At 29.3% G+C, this 22,620-nt stretch carries 18 protein-coding genes; 7 read left to right on the top strand and 11 right to left on the bottom strand.

The features are described from left to right. Positions 1-39: 39 nt before the first annotated feature. From GEMHA0001_RS02480 to GEMHA0001_RS02490, 3 genes are read right to left on the bottom strand one after another with little or no spacing between them, the layout of a single operon-like run. Positions 40-1,218 carry a helix-turn-helix transcriptional regulator gene (locus GEMHA0001_RS02480; RefSeq protein ID WP_003144161.1) on the bottom strand — a complete coding sequence of 393 codons (1,179 nt, stop codon included), beginning with the start codon at positions 1,216-1,218 and terminating at the stop codon, positions 40-42. A gap of 28 nt (positions 1,219-1,246) precedes the next feature. Next, the gene (locus tag GEMHA0001_RS02485; RefSeq protein WP_003144267.1) at positions 1,247-2,068 is read right to left on the bottom strand and encodes an ABC transporter permease; all 822 of its coding nucleotides are present in this window, start codon (positions 2,066-2,068) and stop codon (positions 1,247-1,249) included. Further along, a complete protein-coding gene (locus GEMHA0001_RS02490; protein ID WP_003144317.1) occupies positions 2,068-3,285 on the bottom strand; it encodes an ABC transporter ATP-binding protein in 1,218 nt (405 codons plus the stop codon). The genes GEMHA0001_RS02485 and GEMHA0001_RS02490 overlap by 1 nt, the downstream gene beginning before the upstream one ends. A gap of 496 nt (positions 3,286-3,781) precedes the next feature. Between GEMHA0001_RS02490 and GEMHA0001_RS02495 the strand changes: the two genes are divergently transcribed. Together GEMHA0001_RS02495 and GEMHA0001_RS02500 are read left to right on the top strand one after the other, a co-directional pair. Continuing rightward, on the top strand, positions 3,782-4,348 hold the full coding sequence (locus GEMHA0001_RS02495; protein WP_003144130.1) for a 5-formyltetrahydrofolate cyclo-ligase: 567 nt from the start codon (positions 3,782-3,784) through the stop codon (positions 4,346-4,348). Beyond that, complete coding sequence (locus GEMHA0001_RS02500; protein ID WP_003144377.1) at positions 4,323-5,093, top strand: class I SAM-dependent methyltransferase; 771 nt, start codon at positions 4,323-4,325, stop codon at positions 5,091-5,093. Before GEMHA0001_RS02495 ends, GEMHA0001_RS02500 begins: the two co-directional genes overlap by 26 nt. Positions 5,094-5,096: 3 nt before the next feature. Here GEMHA0001_RS02500 and GEMHA0001_RS02505 read toward each other — a convergent pair whose 3' ends face one another. The 3 genes from GEMHA0001_RS02505 to GEMHA0001_RS02515 form a co-directional block, all read right to left on the bottom strand. Continuing rightward, on the bottom strand, positions 5,097-5,363 hold the full coding sequence (locus tag GEMHA0001_RS02505) for a UPF0223 family protein (RefSeq protein ID WP_003144422.1): 267 nt from the start codon (positions 5,361-5,363) through the stop codon (positions 5,097-5,099). An 8-nt stretch (positions 5,364-5,371) separates the two neighbouring features. After that, positions 5,372-6,046 carry a response regulator transcription factor gene (locus GEMHA0001_RS02510; protein ID WP_003144306.1) on the bottom strand — a complete coding sequence of 225 codons (675 nt, stop codon included), beginning with the start codon at positions 6,044-6,046 and terminating at the stop codon, positions 5,372-5,374. A 92-nt stretch (positions 6,047-6,138) separates the two neighbouring features. Then, complete coding sequence (locus tag GEMHA0001_RS02515; RefSeq protein WP_335930863.1) at positions 6,139-6,546, bottom strand: VanZ family protein; 408 nt, start codon at positions 6,544-6,546, stop codon at positions 6,139-6,141. 300 nt (positions 6,547-6,846) lie between these two features. On the opposite strand from GEMHA0001_RS02515, the gene GEMHA0001_RS02520 reads away from it, so the two are divergent. Next, positions 6,847-7,164, top strand: coding sequence for a DUF1904 family protein (locus tag GEMHA0001_RS02520; RefSeq protein ID WP_003144082.1), 318 nt, complete (start codon positions 6,847-6,849; stop codon positions 7,162-7,164). Positions 7,165-7,231: 67 nt separating this feature from the next. Here GEMHA0001_RS02520 and GEMHA0001_RS02525 read toward each other — a convergent pair whose 3' ends face one another. The 3 genes from GEMHA0001_RS02525 to GEMHA0001_RS02535 all read right to left on the bottom strand — a co-directional run bounded on the left by GEMHA0001_RS02525 (position 7,232) and on the right by GEMHA0001_RS02535 (position 11,577). Next, positions 7,232-8,965: an ABC transporter ATP-binding protein gene (locus GEMHA0001_RS02525; protein WP_224207466.1), complete on the bottom strand. Its 1,734-nt coding sequence runs from the start codon at positions 8,963-8,965 to the stop codon at positions 7,232-7,234. Next, on the bottom strand, positions 8,952-10,715 hold the full coding sequence (locus GEMHA0001_RS02530) for an ABC transporter ATP-binding protein (RefSeq protein WP_003144137.1): 1,764 nt from the start codon (positions 10,713-10,715) through the stop codon (positions 8,952-8,954). Before GEMHA0001_RS02530 ends, GEMHA0001_RS02525 begins: the two co-directional genes overlap by 14 nt. A 253-nt stretch (positions 10,716-10,968) precedes the next feature. Continuing rightward, complete coding sequence (locus GEMHA0001_RS02535) at positions 10,969-11,577, bottom strand: ribonuclease H1 domain-containing protein (RefSeq protein WP_003144383.1); 609 nt, start codon at positions 11,575-11,577, stop codon at positions 10,969-10,971. A 454-nt stretch (positions 11,578-12,031) separates the two neighbouring features. Here GEMHA0001_RS02535 and GEMHA0001_RS02540 point away from each other — a divergent pair, with 454 nt between their 5' ends. From GEMHA0001_RS02540 to GEMHA0001_RS02550, 3 genes are all read left to right on the top strand, one after another. Continuing rightward, positions 12,032-18,268 (top strand): SIALI-17 repeat-containing surface protein, encoded by a 6,237-nt coding sequence (locus GEMHA0001_RS02540; protein WP_003144193.1) that lies wholly within the window; start codon positions 12,032-12,034, stop codon positions 18,266-18,268. A 440-nt stretch (positions 18,269-18,708) separates the two neighbouring features. Beyond that, positions 18,709-20,013 (top strand): UDP-N-acetylmuramate--L-alanine ligase, encoded by a 1,305-nt coding sequence (gene murC / locus GEMHA0001_RS02545; protein WP_003144373.1) that lies wholly within the window; start codon positions 18,709-18,711, stop codon positions 20,011-20,013. Positions 20,014-20,079: 66 nt separating this feature from the next. Then, positions 20,080-20,598, top strand: a complete 519-nt coding sequence (locus GEMHA0001_RS02550) for a DUF948 domain-containing protein (RefSeq protein ID WP_003144112.1) — start codon at positions 20,080-20,082, stop codon at positions 20,596-20,598. A 160-nt stretch (positions 20,599-20,758) separates the two neighbouring features. On the opposite strand, the gene GEMHA0001_RS02555 is transcribed toward GEMHA0001_RS02550, so the two are convergent. Together GEMHA0001_RS02555 and GEMHA0001_RS02560 are read right to left on the bottom strand one after the other, a co-directional pair. Continuing rightward, positions 20,759-21,202 carry a DUF3021 family protein gene (locus GEMHA0001_RS02555; RefSeq protein ID WP_003144301.1) on the bottom strand — a complete coding sequence of 148 codons (444 nt, stop codon included), beginning with the start codon at positions 21,200-21,202 and terminating at the stop codon, positions 20,759-20,761. An 11-nt stretch (positions 21,203-21,213) separates the two neighbouring features. After that, entirely contained in the window at positions 21,214-21,648 is a 435-nt protein-coding gene (locus tag GEMHA0001_RS02560) for a LytTR family DNA-binding domain-containing protein (RefSeq protein ID WP_003144203.1), read from the bottom strand. A 482-nt stretch (positions 21,649-22,130) separates the two neighbouring features. Here GEMHA0001_RS02560 and mscL point away from each other — a divergent pair, with 482 nt between their 5' ends. Next, the gene (gene mscL / locus GEMHA0001_RS02565) at positions 22,131-22,499 is read left to right on the top strand and encodes a large conductance mechanosensitive channel protein MscL (protein ID WP_003144210.1); all 369 of its coding nucleotides are present in this window, start codon (positions 22,131-22,133) and stop codon (positions 22,497-22,499) included. The last annotated feature ends 121 nt before the right edge of the window (positions 22,500-22,620 follow it).

A 22,620-nucleotide genomic window follows, 5' to 3' on the forward strand; every position in this document is an offset into this window, starting at 1 on the left:
AATTGTTGACTAAAACATTAGCCAACAATTTTTTTATTATTATCTTTTTGATAACGACTCTCTATATTTAAGAGGCGTCATTTTCACTAGAGTTTTGAATATTCTAATGAAGTAACTTGTATCAAAGTATCCAATATAATCAGCTACTTCTGAAATTGAAAAATCAGTATTCGCTAATAAGTAACAAGCGTTAGAAATACGTTTATCGTGGATATAATCTACGATACTAATCCCCATATCTTTATTGAAAATTGAAGATAGATAACTCTTATTAACACCTAGGTAATCACTCACGTTATCTAAGCTAATTTTCTCAGAAATACGATCATTAATATACGCTATACAGTTACGAACTACAGCTTGTTTATCTTTGTATTTATTTCTGTCTACAAGTAAACAGTAACTTCTAATAACATCTTCTGATAAATCGTAGTTATCAAGTTTGTTTTTAATTTTAACCCATAATTCTTCAATTCCTAGGTAATCATCATTATGTTGTTCTAAAGCATAACGTAATAAATCATTCATATTATATGATTTTCTACGACGAACATTAACACCCTGTTCTATATGATTTTCTTCTACTCCATGATTTCTATGACGAAGATCAAACAACATATTCACACGAGAAATATTTCCATCTACTACAGCTTCTAATATTTCACGTTTAAACTTAACTTCACTCTCTAAAATACCGTTTAAATAAGTATTTTTTCTCGATGATGCTCTTCTTACATTTTTAACACTTGAGTCTTCTACTAAGACGATTGCATCTAAGAAATCTACATTTTCATCTTCAACTAATAACTCGATTAAGTAGTTGAATTTTTTACGTGGTGTAATTGGTAATGAAAAATATACATCACAAATTAATTCATTAATACTTGCTCCGTACTTAGTTAGAGATTCTTGGAATAATTTTGTTGGTATTAAGTACTCTAAAAATGGAGTAATTAAGTAGAACTCTTCTTCGTTTTCACTCGGAATAAATAAACAAGAAATCCCTAATCCACTTTGACATTTCACTAACTTACCAGCTTTTAATCCTTCTTTTACTTTTGATAAATTCCTCTTAATAAATCTACTAAAAATACTACTTAACTGTTCTTCCCCTAAATTAAGTCGGATTTCTTCATCCGTATATTTATAAGTTAATACATCTCCATTTAAATCTAAAATATCCTTAATTCGCTCAATTTTCTTTAATGAACTTCTCATCTTACCTACCTCCTAACAACTTTTAATTTTAGTCTATTGTAATATCACGTCTTGCATTTACAATATATGAAATTGTAAAGAATACAACACTATATGCTACTAACATAATAATTAATGCATTTGCATTATCAAACTTAAATACTTCTTTTACAGTGTGACGTCCTGCTTCACTTGCATAATATGAGCTAAATAGCGGTACATCGAACATATGGTATTTTGCCCATGAGAATTTTGAAACTGCAAATATTGTTAAAGCTTGAATTAATCCAGTTCCTAAAAGTGATAACATAACTAATACCAATGATAGAATTTGTGTTTTAAACACTACACAAACTAATACTACCATAGCAACAAAGAAGATAAACACTGCTAAGTCTGCTAAATTTGTAATAATTAATTGTTTAGCAACTGTTCTACCAAAATACCCTTCTTCTATAGTATCATTCAAATGATTTAAACCTACTTTTCTATTGAAAAATACATAATATTTTGTTAAAAAGTCAAATACTGTTCCCACTACTAAGAATATAATATAGTTAATAAACGCTAAAACTATTTTCGCAGTAAGTATTGCAGAACGAGATTTTGGTTTTGTATATAAGAATTTAATAGTTCCTTTTGAATACTCTTGAGACAAGTTATTAGCTAACATAATTAGTGAGAATATCATAGCTACTGAAGTTGAAACCACTGTTAGTCCGCTAAGTATTTTCACAGCATCGATGCCATCTTCAAACTGTCTTTTTGTAAAATAACTATTTAATAAGATAATCCCAAACAATAGTAATAAGTATAACCATGTAGTTTTCTTTTTGTAATCTTTTATAAATTCATTTATAAATAATTTCATTATTTTCTCTCCCCTCCTGTAATTTGTAGGAATCGATCCTCTAATGATGTATGTAGTTCACGAATTGTATCTATTTCTACATTGTTATTAACTAGATATGTAATAATACGAGCTTTCTCTTCACGATCAAGATTTTCAAAGACAAATCCATCGTTAGTTAACTCATATCTAACACCTAATTCTCTCACTAATATTTCTGTTTTTTCTACATCATGTGTTTTCATTAATGTTTTAATAATTTCATCTGCTACTAGGTTTTCTAGTTTATCATCTGCAATAATTCTACCTTTTTCGATTACGATAACTCTATCACAAACTTTTTCGATTTCATCTAGTAAGTGTGATGAAATTAAGATTGATACTCCAGTTGATGCGATTTCTTTAAGTTTGTTACGGAAATCTTGAACTCCTTGTGGATCTAAACCATTTACAGGTTCATCAAGAATAAGTACCTTAGGATCATTAAGTAATGCTTGAGCTAATCCTAATCGTTGACGCATACCTAGAGAATAAGTTTTAACTTTCTTTCTAATAACTTTTTTTAGTCCAACGAATTCTACTAACTCTTTCATACGTGCTCTTGTTACTTTTTTACCACAAACACGAGCAATTTGTTTTAAGTTAGACCATCCAGACATATAGTTATAAAACTCTGGTGTTTCAATCATCGCTCCAACTTCTTTAAGCATAGCAGTTTTACCTAAACCTAAAGGTTTCTCAAAACAATAAACATCCCCTTTAGTTATTTTAGTTAATCCTACCATCATTCTCATTATAGTAGTCTTACCACTTCCGTTTGGCCCCAATAGTCCAATAATTTCACCTTTACGCATGTCAAAAGTAATATCCTCAACTATTGTTTTTAATCCAATACGTTTTTTAAGTCCTAAAACCTCTAATACAACTGGACTTTCTTCCACTTCTTCTTTTTTAACTTCTTTTGCTTGTTCATTTTCGATTGCATGAACTAACTCATTTCTATCTAATACAACCGTTTCCGCATGAACATCTGTCTCTTCAGTAATAGTAGGCATAATTACCGTCTCTTCTAAATTCTCCTGCTCACCAAGCGGTTTTCTAGTATATGTAGATGAATTTTCTATATCTACCTGTTTTCTAATTTTTTCTAGTAAACTTGAGTAATCATCTGATTTTTTACTATTTTTTCCCAATTCATCATTACTTAATATATCTTTATTTTTTTCTGAATTTGTCATTATTTGTAGAAGATTCCTTTCTTATAAATTTTCTTTTATATTATATCATATTTATACTATTATTTCCATTAAATAATGAATAATTATTTTTTATTTTACTACTTTACCTATTAACATATCATAAACCATTATTTAAGATTTTTTTATTTATATAATTACCTTTAAATTGTGAAAGTTTAAAAGCCATCTACATCAACATCTATCATTTTTCCATACAATTATATTTTCTTAAAATTTTGATTATACTTGTACATACATTATTATAAAAATTCTAAAAATTTATACATAACATTACTATTTACACTATAAGTTTATTTGCTATTAAAATCCATATTTGTTTTTATAATAACTTTTATAAATAATAACCTATTAAATTTATTATTACAGATATAATATACTTTTTTTCATTTACATAACCTTATTTATCCAAAACACTCTTATCAAATTAAAATTACATTTAAATTTATGATATAATATAACTTGAGGTGAATATACTTTGAAAAAAGAACTTAGAAAAAAATTTATTATTGAAAGAAACAATTTGTCTGAAGATTATAGAAATAATGCATCCGCTAAAATACTCTCTAAACTTGAAAATAACAAAATATTTATGTCTGCAGAAAAAATATTCATTTTTGTAGGATTTGGTAGTGAAGTACCTACCCTATCATTTATAAATAAATGGATTGGTAAAAAGCAGATCTTTGTACCAAAAATCGAAAATAAAATTATGAATCTAGTACATATAACATCTATAGAAAACTTAACTCCAGGACACTTTGGAGTACTAGAACCTACTAGTTGTAGCTATTATACTGGTAGCATTGATTTAGTAATTACCCCTTCTATAGTATTCGATAAAAATGGATATCGTCTTGGGTATGGCAAAGGTTATTATGATAAATATTTTACAACAAATAAGCATAAGACTAGCATCGGTTTATCATATGATAAGCTTCTTCAAGAAAAAGTCCCTACTGATAAATATGATAAAAAGGTAGACATTATAATAACAGAGGAGCAAACATTAATAATCAATGAAAAATATAATAGTAACGACTAGTGTAAAAACAACACCCCAACTCAACACTAAGGCACAAAATCTTGCCAACGAATTAAATTTAAAATATATTATAAGAAATAAAAAAACAATTAAACAATTACTAGAATCTGCTCAAGGTGCACTCGTAGTATACAAAAATAAACTAAGTTATTTCGAGAATGATTCAGAATTTTTCTTCCATCTAGATACGACTGCATTAAAAATTAAAAATTCGGACAATGAGCCTCTAGTTGAAATAATAGGTAAAGAAAAGCAAAATGTTCTAGATTGTACGATGGGGCTTGCAGGAGATAGTATTCTCCTAAGCTATTACAGCCACAATGTTACTTCTCTAGAAAAAAATAAGATTATACATCTCATTACAAGTAGCGGACTAAAACACTACGCTTCCCCTAACGAAGAGATAAACAAAGCGATGAGAAAGATCATTACTCATAACTTTGATTGTATAGATTATTTAAAGAAAACTCCTGATAATGCATTCGATATAATATACTTTGACCCTATGTTTTCACATGATATAGCCGAATCTAACAATCTTTCAGGAATAACTCCTCTTGCCGATAGTCATTTCAAATATGATGAATTTATAAAAGAAGCATATCGGGTTGCAAGAGGTAAGATTATTATTAAAGCTCACTTCAAGGACAATGTATTTGAAAGATACAACTTTACAAGAATAATTAGAAAAAACACTAAATTCCACTTCGGATTCCTCGATATAAATCAAAAAACCAAAAACTAAGCTTTAAAGCTTAATTTTTGGTTTTTCATTTTTCATTTCTTTTACAGCTTGATAACCATCATATCCAGTGATTTCTTTGAAATCACGATACAAAGAATTCTCCTCAGACTTAGCTCGAACTACACTCTTAAAGTCTTTGTATGCAGCTTTAAATTCTGATAGTTCTACTCCCGATAAATAACATTCTTCTACTAAATCTAAAAATTTAATAATAATTGTTATCTCATCCGTATTATATAATGTATAATCTATTGGATAATTAAATTCCATACTCTTACCTACTCAAATGTATAACCAACACCGCGAACAGTTCTTAGGTTTTTATCATAACCAATTTTTCGTAACTCTTTTCTTAATCCTGAAATATAAACTTCGATAGCGTTAATCGTTGTTTCTGAATCAACACCCCACACACGATCAAATATTTCTTCTTTTTCTAGTACGATATTATTATTGATTACAAAGAATGATAATAATTCAAGGTATTTCCCTTTAATTGTATCTAATGTCCCACCATTTGATGATACCAATTCATTTTTAAGGTCTAACACTAAATCTTTGTATGTAATTTCATGTTCACCTTTTAGGTTACTTTCACGTTGAAGTAAGTTCGAAATTGTTGTCAGTAAAAGAGAAGCATCCGCTACACGTGGTAGATATTCCGTCACTCTATGCTTCATGACTCTAGCCTTTTCTTCTGTTGATTCTGCTATAGTAATAATAATTACTGGAGTTTTATGTTCGTTGCTTTCTCGAATATAATCAAGTAGGTCTATTCCGCCCATTCCCGGTAGAATACTATCAGCTATTACAAAATCATACTTATTTTCATCAACAAGTTTTTGTCCATCTAATCCATTATAACAAACATCCGCATCAAATTTCTCTGAAATTGCAGCTTTCAATGATGCAGCTAATAATTTGTCATCTTCTACAATAAGTGCTTTAAGCATCAATAACTCCTCCTTTTTATTTTTTATTTATCTAAATAATTATTTTATATCTTTTCTAAAAAAAATACAACTAAAAACTACAATATTTTCTTCTATTTTTTCATTATAAGAAAATATACAATACATGAAACTAATATTCCTACTAAAGCTCCACTACTATCTATTAATACATCAACAATATTTCCATCTCTACCTGGTACAAAAGTTTGATGAAATTCATCACTTAGGGCATAGATAACAGAAAACAAGAAACTTAATATACCAGTTTTTTTAAAATCTTTTATCTTGCTATTTTCTATAAATAAATTCGATAAATATGAACATGAAAAAAATCCCAAAGTCATATATTCACTAAAGTGGCCTAATTTTCTTATGATTAAGTCATTAGAAATCTTCGATGACTCTTCTCCAGGTTGACTAGAAAATAAAAATATGACTATACAAATTAAAATTAATATTATTAATGAAAAGTATTTCTTATATAAAAGTTTAATAAAAATTTCTCCTTAGTATTTATTTTAATATTTTTTTCCTACTTTCTATATTACCATATAATTTTAATAAATGGTAATATTTGTAAGTAAAATAACCAAAAAGATACTTTTAATATTCTACTAACCATCTAAAAAACACAATATTTTCTTCAAATTACTCATATAATGAAATTTATAAATATTTATTATAAACAGAAATTTAATTTCATAAAACTTTAAACATCGTATCTCAAAACATTTACCAACAAAAATATAAAATATTATGATATAATTATAGTAAACGAATTCAAATAATGGAGGTCTATTATGCCACGTATAGTTGCTAGAGGATTTAAAAAAGAAGATTTAAAAAAAGTTAGTGCTGAACTTTTCGATACTATTGCTGAAATAATCGAAAGACCGCGCGAAGCTTTTACATTAGATTTAATTGAAAGTGTTGCTATTCTTGATGGAGAAGAAATCAACAGAGCAAATCTTGAAATTGGTTGGATTCACCGACCTGTTGAAGTTTGCGAAAAAGTTGCTACTGCTGTTAATGAACTATTCAAACCTCTTGGTTATGAAACAGTAATGATTTCATTCAAAGATATTGACTTAGCATACGAATTTGTATTCAAAAAATAATTATTAAAAAAGGAGTGATTCGTAAATCAAGATTCATTTAAATCTGATTCTTCGAATCACTCTTTTTTTATCCTTTTACTTGCGTTTCATACATTTTTTTGTAACTCCCCTCAAGAGCTAATAATTGTTCGTGTGTTCCACTTTCTATGACCTTTCCTTTTCTAAGAACATAAATCATATCTGCATTTTTTATAGTTGATAATCTATGAGCTATTATAAGCGTTGTTCGACCTTGTTTTAATTCTTCTATAGCTCGACTAACATTTTGTTCTGTTTCACTGTCGATATTAGCCGTCGATTCATCAAGAATCAAAATCTTAGGATCTTTAGCCAAAGCTCTAGCTAGACAAATAAGTTGCTTCTCACCTGTAGAAAAGTTATTTCCACCTACTTCTACTTTTGAGTCCAACGAGCGATTTTCTAATATGAAATCTCCTCCAACTCTAGATAAGGCCTCTCTAGCAATTTCCTCATCATTTGAAGTAGTAATATTTTCGAGTAAGGTACCTTCAAATAAAAATGAATCCTGCAGTACTATAGCCGTTTTTTCTCTTAGATACTCCTTACTGTAATCATTTATATTTCTACCATTGATTAGGACATTACCTTTAGTTGCACTGTAGAACTTAACAATTAAGTTCATAATAGTACTCTTACCGCTTCCCGTATGTCCTACAAATGCTACAGTTTGATTCTCTTTAATTTCAAGATTCAAATCACGTAGCACATAAAAATCATCTTTATAAGAAAAATACACATCTTCGAATTTAATATTTCCTCGGAAATCATCCTCAGTAATATCGTTATGATTGTCTTCCTCAACTTCTAACTTAAGTATCTCCTGAATATTTATAGCTGCACCTTGCGCTCTGATATAATTAGAAATCCCCATTGTAAAGTCTGCAATTCTATAAATTATATCGGTAGTATAATTTATAAATAGATATACCATTCCCAATGTAATTCCATAAACATTATTAAAGTGTGAATACGAATAGTAATAAACAATACCTATGAAAATCACAATTCTAAATACTCCAGTTATATTATGAAGTAATAGACTATCTACTAGATTTAGTTTTTTCCAATATTTATAGCGTTCTTCATTATGCTTATTCCAGTCTTCAATACTCTCTTTTTCTTTATTAAAAGCTTTGATGATTTCTAAATTTTGATAATTCTCATTTATAATACCGTTACTTTGAGAAAATTTACGTCGATACCCCTTAATACTATCTATAGATAACTTGTTGTAAATTTTTAATACTATAAACATTACCGGGAATAACGCCAGCATAAATAATCCAAAACGTACATCTACATAAAATAATACAATATAAGAAAAAATAATCTTAAGTACAATTATTAATATCTGCACAAATGTCGAAACGAAAAATGTTCTAATTTGGTTAACATCACTCGTTATCCTAGATACTACAGAACCAGCTGGCATATTATCGAAATACTTAATCGGTAGACTTTGAATATGATCGTATACCTGCATCTGGATTCTAACATAAACCTCATTAGCACCTTTTACTAAGTAAATATTTCTAATATAGTTAGATATACCTGAACACAATAGTATGAGTCCATACCCTGCTATTACTACCAAGGATTTTAGAATTATCTGATGTGTTAAATCTCCAGTTATTCCATCAAAAACTTTCGACAATACGTACACACCAGCAACACCTGACCCAACATTTAATAGTGAAAAGACAAAACCTATTATATAAGATCTTTTTGCTTTTTTCATATAAGGAAGAAATTGAAATAACGGATTTTTATTCTTCATCATCTTCTACCTCCTTATTTTGATACTCATCTAGTTGTTTATACCAAGAACATTTTTCAAGAAGCTCATCATGCGTTCCAAAATTTAATATTTTACCATTATCTAATACAACTATTTTATCAGCATGTCTTACTGCAGAAATTCTATGCGCTACTATTATATTAGTCTTACCTTCTCGAGTTTTCTTAATATTTTCTATAATAGCTTTTTCTGTATTAGAGTCCACTGCACTTAAACTATCATCGAGTATTAAGATTTCAGGATTAGATAACAACGCTCTCGCTATACCTAGACGTTGTTTTTGTCCACCTGATAGAGATAAACCATTTTCTCCTACAAGAGTATCAATACCATCTTTAAATCTACTAATATCTTTCTTGATATCCGCTTGTTCCAGCACCTCATCTAACCTATCCTCTAAATCATATCTATAAAACAATACATTTTCTTTTATAGATTTTGAGAATAACTGATATTCTTGTGGTGCGTACCCTATTTTTTCTCTAACAGAATAATCATAATATCGCTCCATTCCCTTTCCGTCAAGAAGTAGCGTATTTTCTTCTATTGGATATAATCGAAGCAGTTGCTTGATAAATGTCGTTTTCCCACTACCAGTTTTTCCTACTACACCTATAGTTTCACCTTTATTAATTGTAAAATTAATATCTTCTAGCACATGATTATTATCCCCATAACTAAAATTAAATTCTTTAAATTCAATTCTACTATTAAACTCAAAATTACTTTCAGCTAGGTCATTATTAACATCAGCTTTTTTATCAGAGATTTCTAAAACTCTTTTCGTAGCTTGACGCACTTCTATAATCATAATAACTAACTCCGATAAAGCAATGTATGGCCACTGAATCATACCTATAACTACACAGACAGAAATTAACTCTCCTAATGTCATCATCCCTAAATTAATAAAGTAAAATCCACAAGCTACAGCTATGATGTAACTTGCCGCTAACGATACTGTATTAAGTGGTTGATAAACAAGAGTTTTTTTCATATATTCTTCATTACTTCTAGCATAGCTTCTAAGTTTTCCTACAAAACTATTTCTCACTTTATCTAGCAAGCTATAGGCTCTAATTACACGAATACCCTTAACATTTTCTAAAGTCTCTTCTGTAATTTCATCCATAGTTTTCGCCATCTCATTATAGTATTTTTCCTGTACCTTACGTCTTCTAACTAAATAAATAGTCTGAAGAATCAATGGTATATGAATCAGTAATAAATAAATTAAACTAGATTTGTTAAATATAAGAACACTTATAAATAAATTGTAGATTATTCCATCAAAAATTAATAGAATACCATAACCAAAAAGCGGCGCAATATAATTCGTAATATCATTCGTCGATCTACTAATAACTTCTCCAATACTAAATTTATTAAAAAATACTGGAGTATGTCTATAAATATCATATTGAATATCATAGGTCATATCTTTAATAACTTTATCATATCCTATAAACGTATAGTATTCTTTAAAGAAATAGACAATATACAGTGCTATTCCAGCCAAAACAATTCTTAGAATTTCATTAACTACACCATCAAAATCAATATTTCCTCCCGCTATACCATCAACTATATAACTTAACCTATCAGTTGGGTATAACGAAAAATAATAAGACGCAATAGAAACTATTAGTGCAATTATTATGCGTTTTTTATCTCTGTAAATAAGGCTTGCTATTTTATTAAATATTTGCTTATTATTTATCGTTTTGTCCATTTTTCACCCTCCTTTTTTCATCTATTGAACTATATTTTATTAATTATAACATATTTAAACACTTAATTTTATTAAAAAGCAAATAAAACAGGAATAACTAAAAATTCTTATTTTCCAGTTATTCCTATTCGTTTTTTGAACATATATGATTATAACATATAATTAATTTCGACTTAGTCTACTTAACTATAGGGAGTAACTCAAGAATTGAGATTTTGATGTGTCCCCCGAATTCAAAACATCAACTTCTTAGTTATTTTTCTTTTTTAAACTCCGCTATTGCATCCTTCGCAAGTTTATCAACAACCTCATTAAGTTCAACACCTGTATGTGCCTTCACTTTTACAAAATTTACCTTCACTACTGATTTTACCTTATTATAAAATTTCACATAATCCTGTGTATAAGGTAAGTTCGCTTGCCAATCACCAGTTGCCCAAGATTCTATTCCTTGATAGTCATAAAATAGAGTGATCTCTTTAATTTTTCTATCTACTGCGTACCACATAACATATTTGGCCGCCTCTAATTCTCCAGCAACATTGTGTAATTGAGCATAATCTTCTCTATTTCCAGCATGTTTGAACTCATATTTCTTATCACCATCTACTATAACTACTCCAGAACCATAGATACCTTGTACTCTATCAAAACTTCCATCTATATATGCATACACTCCATCAACTGTTTCCACATTCTCTATCTTTTCTTCATTACCTTTTACAAACTCTTCTGCTTCTTCTATAGTTTTAAAACTTTTGTATATCGCACCCTTATAACCTGTAACCTGTTCTTTACACTCATCCCATGTTGAAAATATTCCAGTTTTTTTACCTTTTCTTACCGCATAAAATTTAGTCATCATATTCTCCTTACAAAAATATTTACTCTAAAATTATACTACATAGAAAATATTAAGTAAATTTTTAAAAAGAAAATTTAAAATAAACTAAGAAAAATTATTTTTTTACTTTAGATACATTTTTTAAACAAGAAAAATCATAAATAAGTCTATACAAATATTTTCTTAACTTTTTTACAAATAATAAAAAAACTAAATTTAAAATATTATTTAAAATCAGTAAGTATAATTTTCATTAATTCAAGAAATTTCATTTTATTTTTTACATAAAAGATACTGATAATCTATTTCATTTAAAGCGTTTTTATGTTATAGTATAGGTGTCTATTATTTTTCAAAGGTTGATTTAATAGTCTTTATGTAAATGAGATAAAAAACTAGATTTATATTTAATTAACCTTGAAAAATTAATATTAGAATAAATTATTACATTATATACAAAAGGAGACATTCCATGAAAACAAATAAATTATTAAAATCAAGTATGAGTGTTGCATTGGCACTTACTATATCTTCTATCACAGCTCAAGCTTGGCCAACAAATAGCAATATAGCAAAAGCTGATTTCGGAGATACAGCAGCCACTCAACAAACTAAGGCTGAACTAAATGAAATAATAAATAAAATTTTTAACGATCAGTCTATCACAAATAGATACTTAGGAACTACTTTTTTCCACAAAACTTCTAACTTCCCTTATTACCATGTAACATTTGAAAATCACCAAGTTCCCGATGATGTTATTGACACTACCCCTTGGTATAACATGTGGAGCGAAGCTGCTGCTGCAAAAGCAAAACTTGATGCTAATTCATATACAGAAAAAACCGCACAAAATGCAATAAACACTTTAAAATATTATATTCAACTTTATAACTTTGATGTGAACCATGATTTAAAAGATGACGGTTTTTATACTACTACCGATTTTAAAACTCCAACAATGGTAACTGTATCTAGCGATGGTCAACAAGATTTTTATAAAAAAGTAGTAGATAATAAAGAAGAAATTAAAAATCTATTTAAAGAGTCTTTAGCAGGTATCTACAAACAAGGTCAAGATATAGAAATTAATCTTGTTGCTAACCCTGATAAAGTTAGCAAAATTACAAGCTTTGTTGTTAATAAAGTTTCTGGTTTAGATACAAATGTTAAACTAGGTCCTTCTGCTGAAGATCAACATATCGTAGCCTTTAGTGTTCCTGGTGAATTAAAAGCTGAACAATTGGTTGTTTCAAATATGACTTATATTGATAAAAACGGCGCTAAACAACAAACAGGTCCATTTGCTTTAGATATTAACTACTCAGCTGCTAAAAAAAGTAACGAAGCTATCCCTAAGTATAGAGAAAAATTAAACGAAAAAATTCAAAATTGGATTGATCGTGGTAATAAGGTTAATGAATGGTTACTAACAAAAGAGAATACTTCAGACACAGCTGCAGACTTCTCACAAAGAGCTAAAATTAGCGAAGCTGTAACAAAACTACAAGAATTGAAACGTTCAGATAGCGCTAATTACGATAAACTTTATGAAATTTCTACACCGATTCATGAAATGGAAGACATTGCAACATTAAGAGAAGTACTAGATATTAAGGTTGCAAAACTATTAGAATATTTTGACCTTTATAACGAAAAAACATACACTAAAGAAAGTATTGAAAACTACAGAAATTATATTAAAAGTGTTCCTTCATTGAAAAATACAAGAAACATAAAAGAACTAGTTCAGTTAATTAAAGACTTCGATAACGCGAACTTCACATACTTAAGATACAATACTACAGAACTAAAAAGAATAATCAATATTGCTGACAGAAAAATCAGAAGTGAGTACGAACCCGTGTCTCTTGAAAAATTTGATCAAGCTTTAAATCACGCTAAAGACTGGATTAACCAAACAAGCAGTTATAATCCTCAAATTAATGAGACATCAGACCTTGTTAAACAATTAACTGAGGCTATCAACAATCTTACTACAAAAGACGGTAAAAAAGGAGAACCAGTTCCTGCCGCACCTGTTGAGAACACTACTAAACCAGCAGAACCATATAATGTAACTGCAAAATTCGTAGAAAGAGGTAGCGACAAACCTATAAAAACAAGATACAGTCGTGATTTGACAGAACTTATAAAAAATGTAGAAGTTCACGAATTAGGAAACGGTAAAAATGAAGTAATATTAACATTAGAACCTAAAATCATGGGAGGAGCTATCGACTTTGCTCTAGCAGATACTTTCAAATATAACAGTCTAGGAAATACAGATGCCGATGCCGTTGTTTTAGAGACAAAAAATATTGGAGGGCGTGATTACCCTACTAAATTAAAACTTACAGTTGATGCTACTAAGAAAAATATTGAAATAGCACTTCTAGGAAATTTCAATTTTAAAGATTCGTTCTCATTAGGAAAAAATGGAATCGATAATTTTACAAAACCAACAGACTTATATATCGATTACTCTACAAAACTGGAAACTAAAAAAGAATCACCTCTGAAAGCTTCGTTAAGAGATAAAATTAATTACTATACAAGTAATTCAGTACAAGATAACTACAAAGATTTAAAACCAGTATTCAAAACTTCATTCAATCAATTAATTACTAAGGCTCAACAACTTTTAAATAACGATTCACTAACTAAAGATGAAGTAGATAACATTATAAATAAACTATTAGATGAAACAACTAAATTAGATTCATTAGCTAACCTTTATAAATCACTACAAAACTCAAAAAATCAGTACGAAAATGATTGGAAGAACAATTCACACTTTACTAGCGAAAGCAAAGCGTTAATTAAAGAAAAATTAGATGCGGTTGAAAGTAAAATTAACTCTCTAGATCCAGTCGATATAGAAGGTAAAAAAGAAACTTACTCAAATGAGTTCGACAAAGAAGGAACTGTAACAGTATATAAAAAACTAGATGAACTAACAGGAGAAGTTCAACATCTTGGAGACTATCTTCGCATCAATACTGATGAACTTTCAGGAGAAATTAAAAAAGCTGAAGAAGCTTACAACAATTCCAACAAAATTACTCAATCAAAACTTAAACTTAAACAATTAATTGATGAAGCAAAAGCATATGTTGCTAATGCAAAACTAACTCCTGAATCAAACGACACTGATGATCAAATAAATACCGATCTAACAGATTACTACAAAGAACAATTCAAATTCGCTATAGAAGACTTAAATGATTCTCAAAACTCTGGAGCAGAACAAGTTTCAGCCAAAGAGCAACTTAAGAATAAAATAGCTGAAGTTGAGTTAATAAAACAAGGTAAAAAAGACCCAGCAGCCTTTGTTACTTTAACTAATGAACTATCAAAAACTAAAGAATTATTAAATAATGATTCTTCTACCGAAGAAGCATTACTAGCTGAATTAAATAAACTTAACAATGCTGTGAATGCATTTAACAATTCTGCTGATTCAACTCAAAATAAACCAAGTAATTCATCAGAATCTCCTTCTACAGATTCTAATAATAAAGTTCAATTAGATGGATCATTATTAAAACAAGATTTAACTAGCCCTTCTATGGCTAATGGAATAATTAAAAATATGTATCTAGTAACTGAAAACGGAAAAAATTATTTAGAATTAGATCTTATTCCTATGAATAATGGAACAACTAATGTTGCCGTTATGAGTAAACTTACATACTTCGATGGAAATACTGAAAAAGATGTTCAAGTTCTAAAAGAAGATACTGCCGACGTTACTTACAATAACGTAACTAATTCTTATAAATATCCTTCAAAAATTAGAATACCGATTGAAGGAAAACCATCTACAATAAAACTTAACACTTTTGCAAGCAGTACATTATTCGGTACTGATAAACATGAAAATATAGCTGTATTATCTGTAAAATACCCTAAAGAAAATGCTGTTATCACTGCAGATAAAAAACAACTAAACGCACTATTCGAAGCTACTACAAGTAAATACTATGATAGTTGGAATAATGTATTTAAAAATGCAAATGTAAGCCAAGACATGGCAGTAATTAAAAACTTCGGTAACAAAATCAACGCTGCACAAAATGTATTGAAAAATAATATTGCAAGCACAGAAGAAATCTCTACTGCATTTACTGAACTATCAGATTTAAAAAATCAATATGATTTACTTATTCAACTAAGAACTTCAAACGCTGAAGCTGTAGCAAACTTCAATTCTGATAAAGATAGCAAAAACTATAGTGAAGAAAGCATCAACGCTGTAGATAACTATCTTCAAGGAAAAATAGATAAACTAGAAGACTTAGTGCACAACAACCCTAAATCTAATGAAATCTTGAAATTATTTAACGATGTTCAAAGATACTATAACCTCCTTAGATATGATACTTCAAAACTAGATACAGCTATTAAATCAGCTCAAGACAAACTAGCTGCAAGTAACTATTCAGATGAGTCTAAAAACAATTTAACTACAGCTATTACTAAAGCAACTGAATTCATAAACAAAGCTAAAGAAACAAGAAATCTAGAAGACACTCGTTCTAGTTTATTAAAAGAAATCGAAGATGCAGTCAACAAATTAAAAGAAACACCTGCTCCTGAAGTAAATAAACCAAGTGACAACACTCAGACATCTAATAATGAGACTAACAAACCTAACGATAAAGTCGACACTCCTAATAACAGTGAAGTTAACAAACCTAACGACAAAGTCGACACTCCTAATAACAGCGAAGTTAACAAACCTAACGACAAAGTCGACACTCCTAATAACAGCGAAGTTAACAAACCTAATGACAAAGTCGACACTCCTAATAACAGCGAAGTTAACAAACCTAATGACAAAGTCGACACTCCTAATAACAGCGAAGTTAACAAACCTAATGACAAAGTTGACACTCCAAATAATAATGAGGCTAACAAACCTGCTGAAAGCACTGATGAAGTTGCTAAAAAACTTGCTACTGAAAGAGCAAACCTTCTTTTACCTTTAGAAACAGCTAAAATCCTAGTTAACGATGATAAAGATAAAGAAGGAATTAATAAAGAAGCACACGCTAAACTAAAAGAAGCTACTGAAAAAGCTCAAAAAGTATATAATGAAGAAAAATCTATAGATAAAATTTTAGAAGAAAAATCTAACATAGATAAAGCATTAGAAGAGTATACTAAACATAAAAATGATAAAGAAACTGTCCCAGGAAATAACAAACCTGAAGATAAACCTACTCCAGATAATAAACCTGATAATAATTCAAGTAATAATGTTCCTGAATTCAACAGACCTGTCGCTTCTAATGGCCAAGATGCCCCTGTTAATGAAGTTCCTGAATTCAACGGACCTGTCGCTTCTAATGGTCAAGATGCTCCTGTTAATAAAGTTCCTGAATTCAACGGACCTATCGCTTCTAATGATCAAGATGCTCCTGTTAATAAAGTTCCTGAATTCAACGGATCTGTCGCTTCTAATGGTCAAGATGCTCCTGTTAATAAAGTTCCTGAATTCAACGGACCTGTCGCTTCTAATGGCCAAGATGCTCCTGTTAATAAAGTTCCTGAATTCAACGGACCTGCTGCTTCTAATGGTCAAGATGCTCCTGTTAATAAAGTTCCTGAATTCAACGGACCTGCTGCTTCTAATGGTCAAGATGCTCCTGTCAATAATGTTCCTGAATTCAACGGACCTATCGCTTCTAATGGCCAAGATGCTTCTGTTAATAAAGTTCCTGAATTCAACGGACCTGTCGCTTCTAATGGTCAAGATGCTCCTGTTAATAAAGTTCCTGAATTCGACGGACCTGCTGCTTCTAATGGTCAAGATGCTCCTGTTAATGAAGTTCCTGAATTCAACGGACCTGCTGCTTCTAATGGTCAAGATGCTCCTGTTAATGAAGTTCCTGAATTCAACGGACCTGCTGCTTCTAATGGTCAAGATGCCCCTGTTAATGAAGTTCCTGAATTCAACGGACCTGCTGCTTCTAATGGTCAAGATGCTCCTGTCAATAATGTTCCTGAATTCACTGGTGGAGTAAACGATACAACACCTCCAACTGTTCCTGATAAACCAGAAGGAGAAACTCCAAAACCAACAAAACCTGAAACATCTAACGGAGATTCACTTGTACAACTAGAAGTGCCAGAATTCAAAGGTGGCGTTAACGCTGTTGAGGCTGCTGTTAATGAAATTCCTACATTCGGAGTTAAACAACCTGAAATCAAGAAAATATTAGATGAACTTGTTAACATAAAAAATCAAATAAAAGATGGCGAAGAAAACGGTGCTGAAGATTATTATATCAATGGATTAAAAGATAGATTAGTAGACTTAGAAAAAGCATTCGACTTACTAACTCAAAATCTTTCTGCAGTAAATGACGTACCAGAATATACAGGTCCTGTTACCCCAGAACCTCAACCCCACTTAGAGGGAACTGCTCCTGGTAGTGGTCAAGGCGGAACTGCTGGTGAAATAGTAGATCCTAATCAAAACCTTGGATCAGTTGGTGGAGCTTCAGCTACTCAAAACGTAGATTTCGGACAAACACCTGCTGTTACTCAGCTATCTGAAAAAACTAAAGAAGCTGAACCTGCAAAAGCTAAATCTAAAGAATTAGCAAGCACAGGTATGAATTCTTCTAGCACTGCTGCATTAGGATTAAGCTTAATCTGTCTTGTTGGACTTGTAGTCAGACGTAAACTTTTTAAATAATCAATTAGTGTATAAAAAACTTTAAAGGCAGTAACTCAAAAATTACGATTTTGAAAAAACAAGATTTTGGTAAATTTCCAAAGTAAGTTCCAGTAAGAAATTAAAGTGGAAGTTACCTTGGGAAAAAAAGGAAAATAACAATAAAAATATTCCCAAGGTAAGTTCCGGTATAAAACAAGGAAGCTTTACTTTGGGAGTTTTTTTAAAGGCATCAAAATAAAAAAAGAGGAATTATACTTATTAAAAATTAGTTTCAAGTTAAATTCCAGTTTTTTGTTTGAACTGGAATTTACTTTGGGAATTAATATTTGAAAATAGCCTACTATAAAAAAACTCCTATTTATTGAATTTTTATCAGTTTTGTTGTAAAATTGTATTTGCTTATGGAAAAATAATAAGGAAATTTTTTATTTTATAAAGACAACTTAGGAGATATAATAATGAGTAAATATCATTTTATAGGTATTAAAGGATCCGGTATGAGCTCACTTGCACAAATTGCTTACGATATGGGGCATGAAGTACAAGGTTCAGACGAAGAAACATACTTTTTTACACAAGAAAAATTAGAACAAAGAAACATCCCAATGTTTAGCTATGGGGTAGAAAATATCAAAGAAGGATATGATGTAATTTTAGGTAACGCATTCGATGAAACACATGCTGAGTATAGACGTGCTAAAGAATTAGGTTTAAAAACTTACACTTATTCTCAATTTTTAGGAAAATTACTTTCTGAAATTCCATCAATTGCAGTAACTGGAGCACATGGGAAAACAACCACAACTACAATGGTTAGTAACATCTTTAAACACAACCACATTACATCATACCTAATTGGGGATGGTACTGGACACGGTGAAAAACATTCTGAATTTATGATAGCTGAAGCATGTGAATATTACAGACATTTTCTTGCATATCACCCAAATTATGCTATCGTTACTAATATCGACTTTGATCATCCTGATTATTTTAATGATGAACACGATATGTTTGATGCATTTCAAAGTTTCGTAAATCAAGTAAAAGATACTGTAGTAATTTGTGGAGATGATCGTTTAGCTTCTCAGCTTAAACCAACTACTGCAAAAACAATTAAGTATGGTTTCAACGAAGGAAATGATTACCAAATAAAAAATGTTCAAACTACATCAGAACACAGTAAATTCGACGTCTATAAAAATTCTGAATTATTAGGAACATTTACTATGGCAGTATTTGGATTACACGATATTTCTAACGCTACATCAGCTATAGCTTTAGCTGATATCAATGGTATTAGTGTTGAGAAAATTAAAGAATCACTTGATCAATACAAACCTGCTGAGAGAAGATTTAGCGAACACAAAATCGGAAATAATGTAATTGTAGACGACTATGCTCACCATCCAAGTGAAATTAAAGCAACTATCGACAGTGCATGTAGAAAATACGAGGGCAAAGAAGTTATCGCTATTTTCCAACCTCATACTTATACACGTACAGCTAAATTCTTAAATGAATTTGCTGAAAGTTTAGAAACTGCAGATAAAGTATTCCTTTGTCCAATCTTCGCTTCAGTGCGTGAGAAAGAAAAAATTGTTGGAATCGAAGATTTACAAAAAGTGACTAAAGATGCTCAAATAATAAATAGTGAAAATGATTTTGATAAACTTAACTTTGACAATAGTGTATTCCTATTTATGGGAGCTGGTAATATTAATAAACTTTGTCATAAATTTATCGAACACAAATCAAAATAATTTAATTGTATTATAATCAATATTAAAATATAATTGATTATACGGACTTATAAAGGAGGAAACATTATGTTAGATATAAATTGGTTAATTTTAGCTTATGCTGGAATCTTTTTAGCGGGAGTAGGAGTCTTAATCCTATGCATAAGCGCAGCGATCACACTTGGAACTGTTAGAAAATCACTAACTGTTGCTACTGAATGTGTAGAAGACGTAACAAACATTGCAGAAGATGCACTAAATCTTGCTAAAGACCTTAATGAAACAGTTAAAAAGGTTGAAGGTAATTTAGAGCCGATTATGGCAGAAACTAATATTTTATTGCAAAACACAAACATCTTAGCAGAAGACTTACAAGTTAAATCTGAAAAACTAGATCCACTATTTAATTCTGCTGAAGGATTAGCAACATCTATCAATGGTTTACAATCATCTGTAGATAATATGAAATCTAACGTTACTGGGTTCAAGAAAAATACAGATCAAAAAATCGAAAATCTTTCTGAAAAAGTAGAAGAAAATAAAGTTAAAGCTTCTAATCTACTTAACAAATTCTTAAAGAAAGATAAAGTTGAAGAAGAAAAATAATATTTAAATTGGAATAAAATAATAATTCAAAATAACAAAAATTAAAAAATATTTTATATCAAGTATTCTTTAAAAAGTATTTTATAATCTGTTATAAAATTTAGAGGAGCAACACAAAATCATTAATTTGTGTTGCTCCTCCTTTGTTACTAGCGAAATCTTATCTATTATCTCTTAATTTTATATTTATCTCACTTATACTATTTTTAATACTAAAATATCGAACTATTCCTATTAAAATATAAACCACAGTAGTTGTAATCAGCATTAAAGTTAAAGTAGTAAAGCTACTAAACCATTTCAAATAATAACCCGCTAACACAAGTGGTAACATAATAAGAAAATAATGAGATACAAATACTATTACTATATTATCATTTAACTTACTTTGAAATACTTTACCAGCTAATCCTTGTAATATACCTAAAATAGCGTATACTAAGGTTTGAATTAATACTGCCATATTTAAATTATCAAAACTCTGGATATACAATGGCATACCAGGATAAAACTGACCACACAAAATACCGAATATTAGATTAATAACATTCCCTGCTCCTATCCCTAACAACATAAATATTACAATTTTTTGAAATAATTTCATTTTAATACCTCCTATAATCCTAATTTCATCTTAAATTCTTTTAACATCCTACGTGATACATAACTTATATCAGAATTTTTATAACTTATAACTATTGTTCCTCTCAATCCTAAATCTAAGCTATGAATATATTTAACATTAGCTATTTCACTTTGAGATATTTTTATAAAATCCTTAGTTAATGTACTCTGCACTTCATATAATTTTTTTCTAACAATAAATCTACCTTCAACTGTGACTACATATACTTTTCTATCTTCAACATATACCCTTATAATATCCTCTATATTTAATAAACGTACTTTCCCATCTAAAACTCCTATAAAGTAATCTTCCTTATTTTCTATATAATTCACTAAATTTTGAATCTCATCATTCACTTTATTTGCTGATATAGTCACTATTATTTCTTCAAATTTCTTATCTATATTTAATTCTACTTTCACATTTTCACCTCCTTTTATATATTTAATTCAACTTTCATATCTTCAGCTCCTTTCATAATTATATTTTATATAATAAATATTTAAAAATCTATAGATAATGCATATTCGGTTAGTTTTCTTGTTTATTCGGTAATTTAATATTTAATTCAAACTTTCATCTCTTTAGCTCCTTTCATAATTATATTTTATATAATAAATATTTAAAAATCTATAGATAATGCATATTCGGTTAGTTTTCTTGTTTATTCGGTAATTTATATACTAATTACAAATACAGTATATTTTACTTAATAAATACATATATTGTTTTTAAAAAAATATAAATAATTTATAAAAAATATATTTAAATAATATGACAATTAAGATTAAAATACGTTTACTTAAATTTTTTTTGATTTTTTTTAACTTTATACTTGATTTTATTTCAATTTTGATATATTATACTGAGGTATTTAAAATTTTATAAAAGGAGAATTATTTTTATGTTAAACGAATTTAAAAAATTTGCATTTAAAGGAAACGTATTAGACCTAGCTATCGGGGTTATCATGGGGGCTGCTTTCGGTAAAATCGTTAGTTCATTAGTAACTGACATTATGATGCCACTTATCGCTCTTGTATTCCCAGCTAAACCAGACTTCACAAAGTTAGCTTGGGAAGGTATCAAATACGGTAACTTCATCCAAATCACTATCGACTTCTTAATTACTGCTATCGCAATCTTCGTATTCGTTAAAGCTATTAACACTGCTAAAGAAAAAATGTCTAAAGAAGAAGCAGCTGAAGAAACTCCAGAAGTTGATGCTAAAGAAGAGCTTCTTAAAGAAATCCGTGATTTATTAAAAAAATAATAAATTAAAAATTTAAGGTCTGACAATGTCAGACCCTTTTTTATTGCTTGAAACATAAAGAATCCCTTGAAAATTAATTTTCCAAGGGATTCTTTTCTATATAGATTTAGAACTTTAATTT

It is taken from the genome of Gemella haemolysans ATCC 10379, assembly GCF_000173915.1.
Classification (GTDB): domain Bacteria; phylum Bacillota; class Bacilli; order Staphylococcales; family Gemellaceae; genus Gemella; species Gemella haemolysans.

What these genes read in the sequence shown, in the direction of transcription:
- GEMHA0001_RS02480 (WP_003144161.1), bottom strand. Translation starts at nt 1,218, where the DNA reads ATGAGAAGTTCATTAAAGAAAATTGAGCGAATTAAGGATATTTTAGAT.
- GEMHA0001_RS02485 (WP_003144267.1), bottom strand. Translation starts at nt 2,068, where the DNA reads ATGAAATTATTTATAAATGAATTTATAAAAGATTACAAAAAGAAAACT.
- GEMHA0001_RS02490 (WP_003144317.1), bottom strand. Translation starts at nt 3,285, where the DNA reads ATGACAAATTCAGAAAAAAATAAAGATATATTAAGTAATGATGAATTG.
- GEMHA0001_RS02500 (WP_003144377.1), top strand. Translation starts at nt 4,323, where the DNA reads ATGAAAAATATAATAGTAACGACTAGTGTAAAAACAACACCCCAACTC.
- GEMHA0001_RS02505 (WP_003144422.1), bottom strand. Translation starts at nt 5,363, where the DNA reads ATGGAATTTAATTATCCAATAGATTATACATTATATAATACGGATGAG.
- GEMHA0001_RS02510 (WP_003144306.1), bottom strand. Translation starts at nt 6,046, where the DNA reads ATGCTTAAAGCACTTATTGTAGAAGATGACAAATTATTAGCTGCATCA.
- GEMHA0001_RS02520 (WP_003144082.1), top strand. Translation starts at nt 6,847, where the DNA reads ATGCCACGTATAGTTGCTAGAGGATTTAAAAAAGAAGATTTAAAAAAA.
- GEMHA0001_RS02525 (WP_224207466.1), bottom strand. Translation starts at nt 8,965, where the DNA reads ATGATGAAGAATAAAAATCCGTTATTTCAATTTCTTCCTTATATGAAA.
- GEMHA0001_RS02530 (WP_003144137.1), bottom strand. Translation starts at nt 10,715, where the DNA reads ATGGACAAAACGATAAATAATAAGCAAATATTTAATAAAATAGCAAGC.
- GEMHA0001_RS02535 (WP_003144383.1), bottom strand. Translation starts at nt 11,577, where the DNA reads ATGACTAAATTTTATGCGGTAAGAAAAGGTAAAAAAACTGGAATATTT.
- GEMHA0001_RS02540 (WP_003144193.1), top strand. Translation starts at nt 12,032, where the DNA reads ATGAAAACAAATAAATTATTAAAATCAAGTATGAGTGTTGCATTGGCA.
- murC (WP_003144373.1), top strand. Translation starts at nt 18,709, where the DNA reads ATGAGTAAATATCATTTTATAGGTATTAAAGGATCCGGTATGAGCTCA.
- GEMHA0001_RS02550 (WP_003144112.1), top strand. Translation starts at nt 20,080, where the DNA reads ATGTTAGATATAAATTGGTTAATTTTAGCTTATGCTGGAATCTTTTTA.
- GEMHA0001_RS02555 (WP_003144301.1), bottom strand. Translation starts at nt 21,202, where the DNA reads ATGAAATTATTTCAAAAAATTGTAATATTTATGTTGTTAGGGATAGGA.
- mscL (WP_003144210.1), top strand. Translation starts at nt 22,131, where the DNA reads ATGTTAAACGAATTTAAAAAATTTGCATTTAAAGGAAACGTATTAGAC.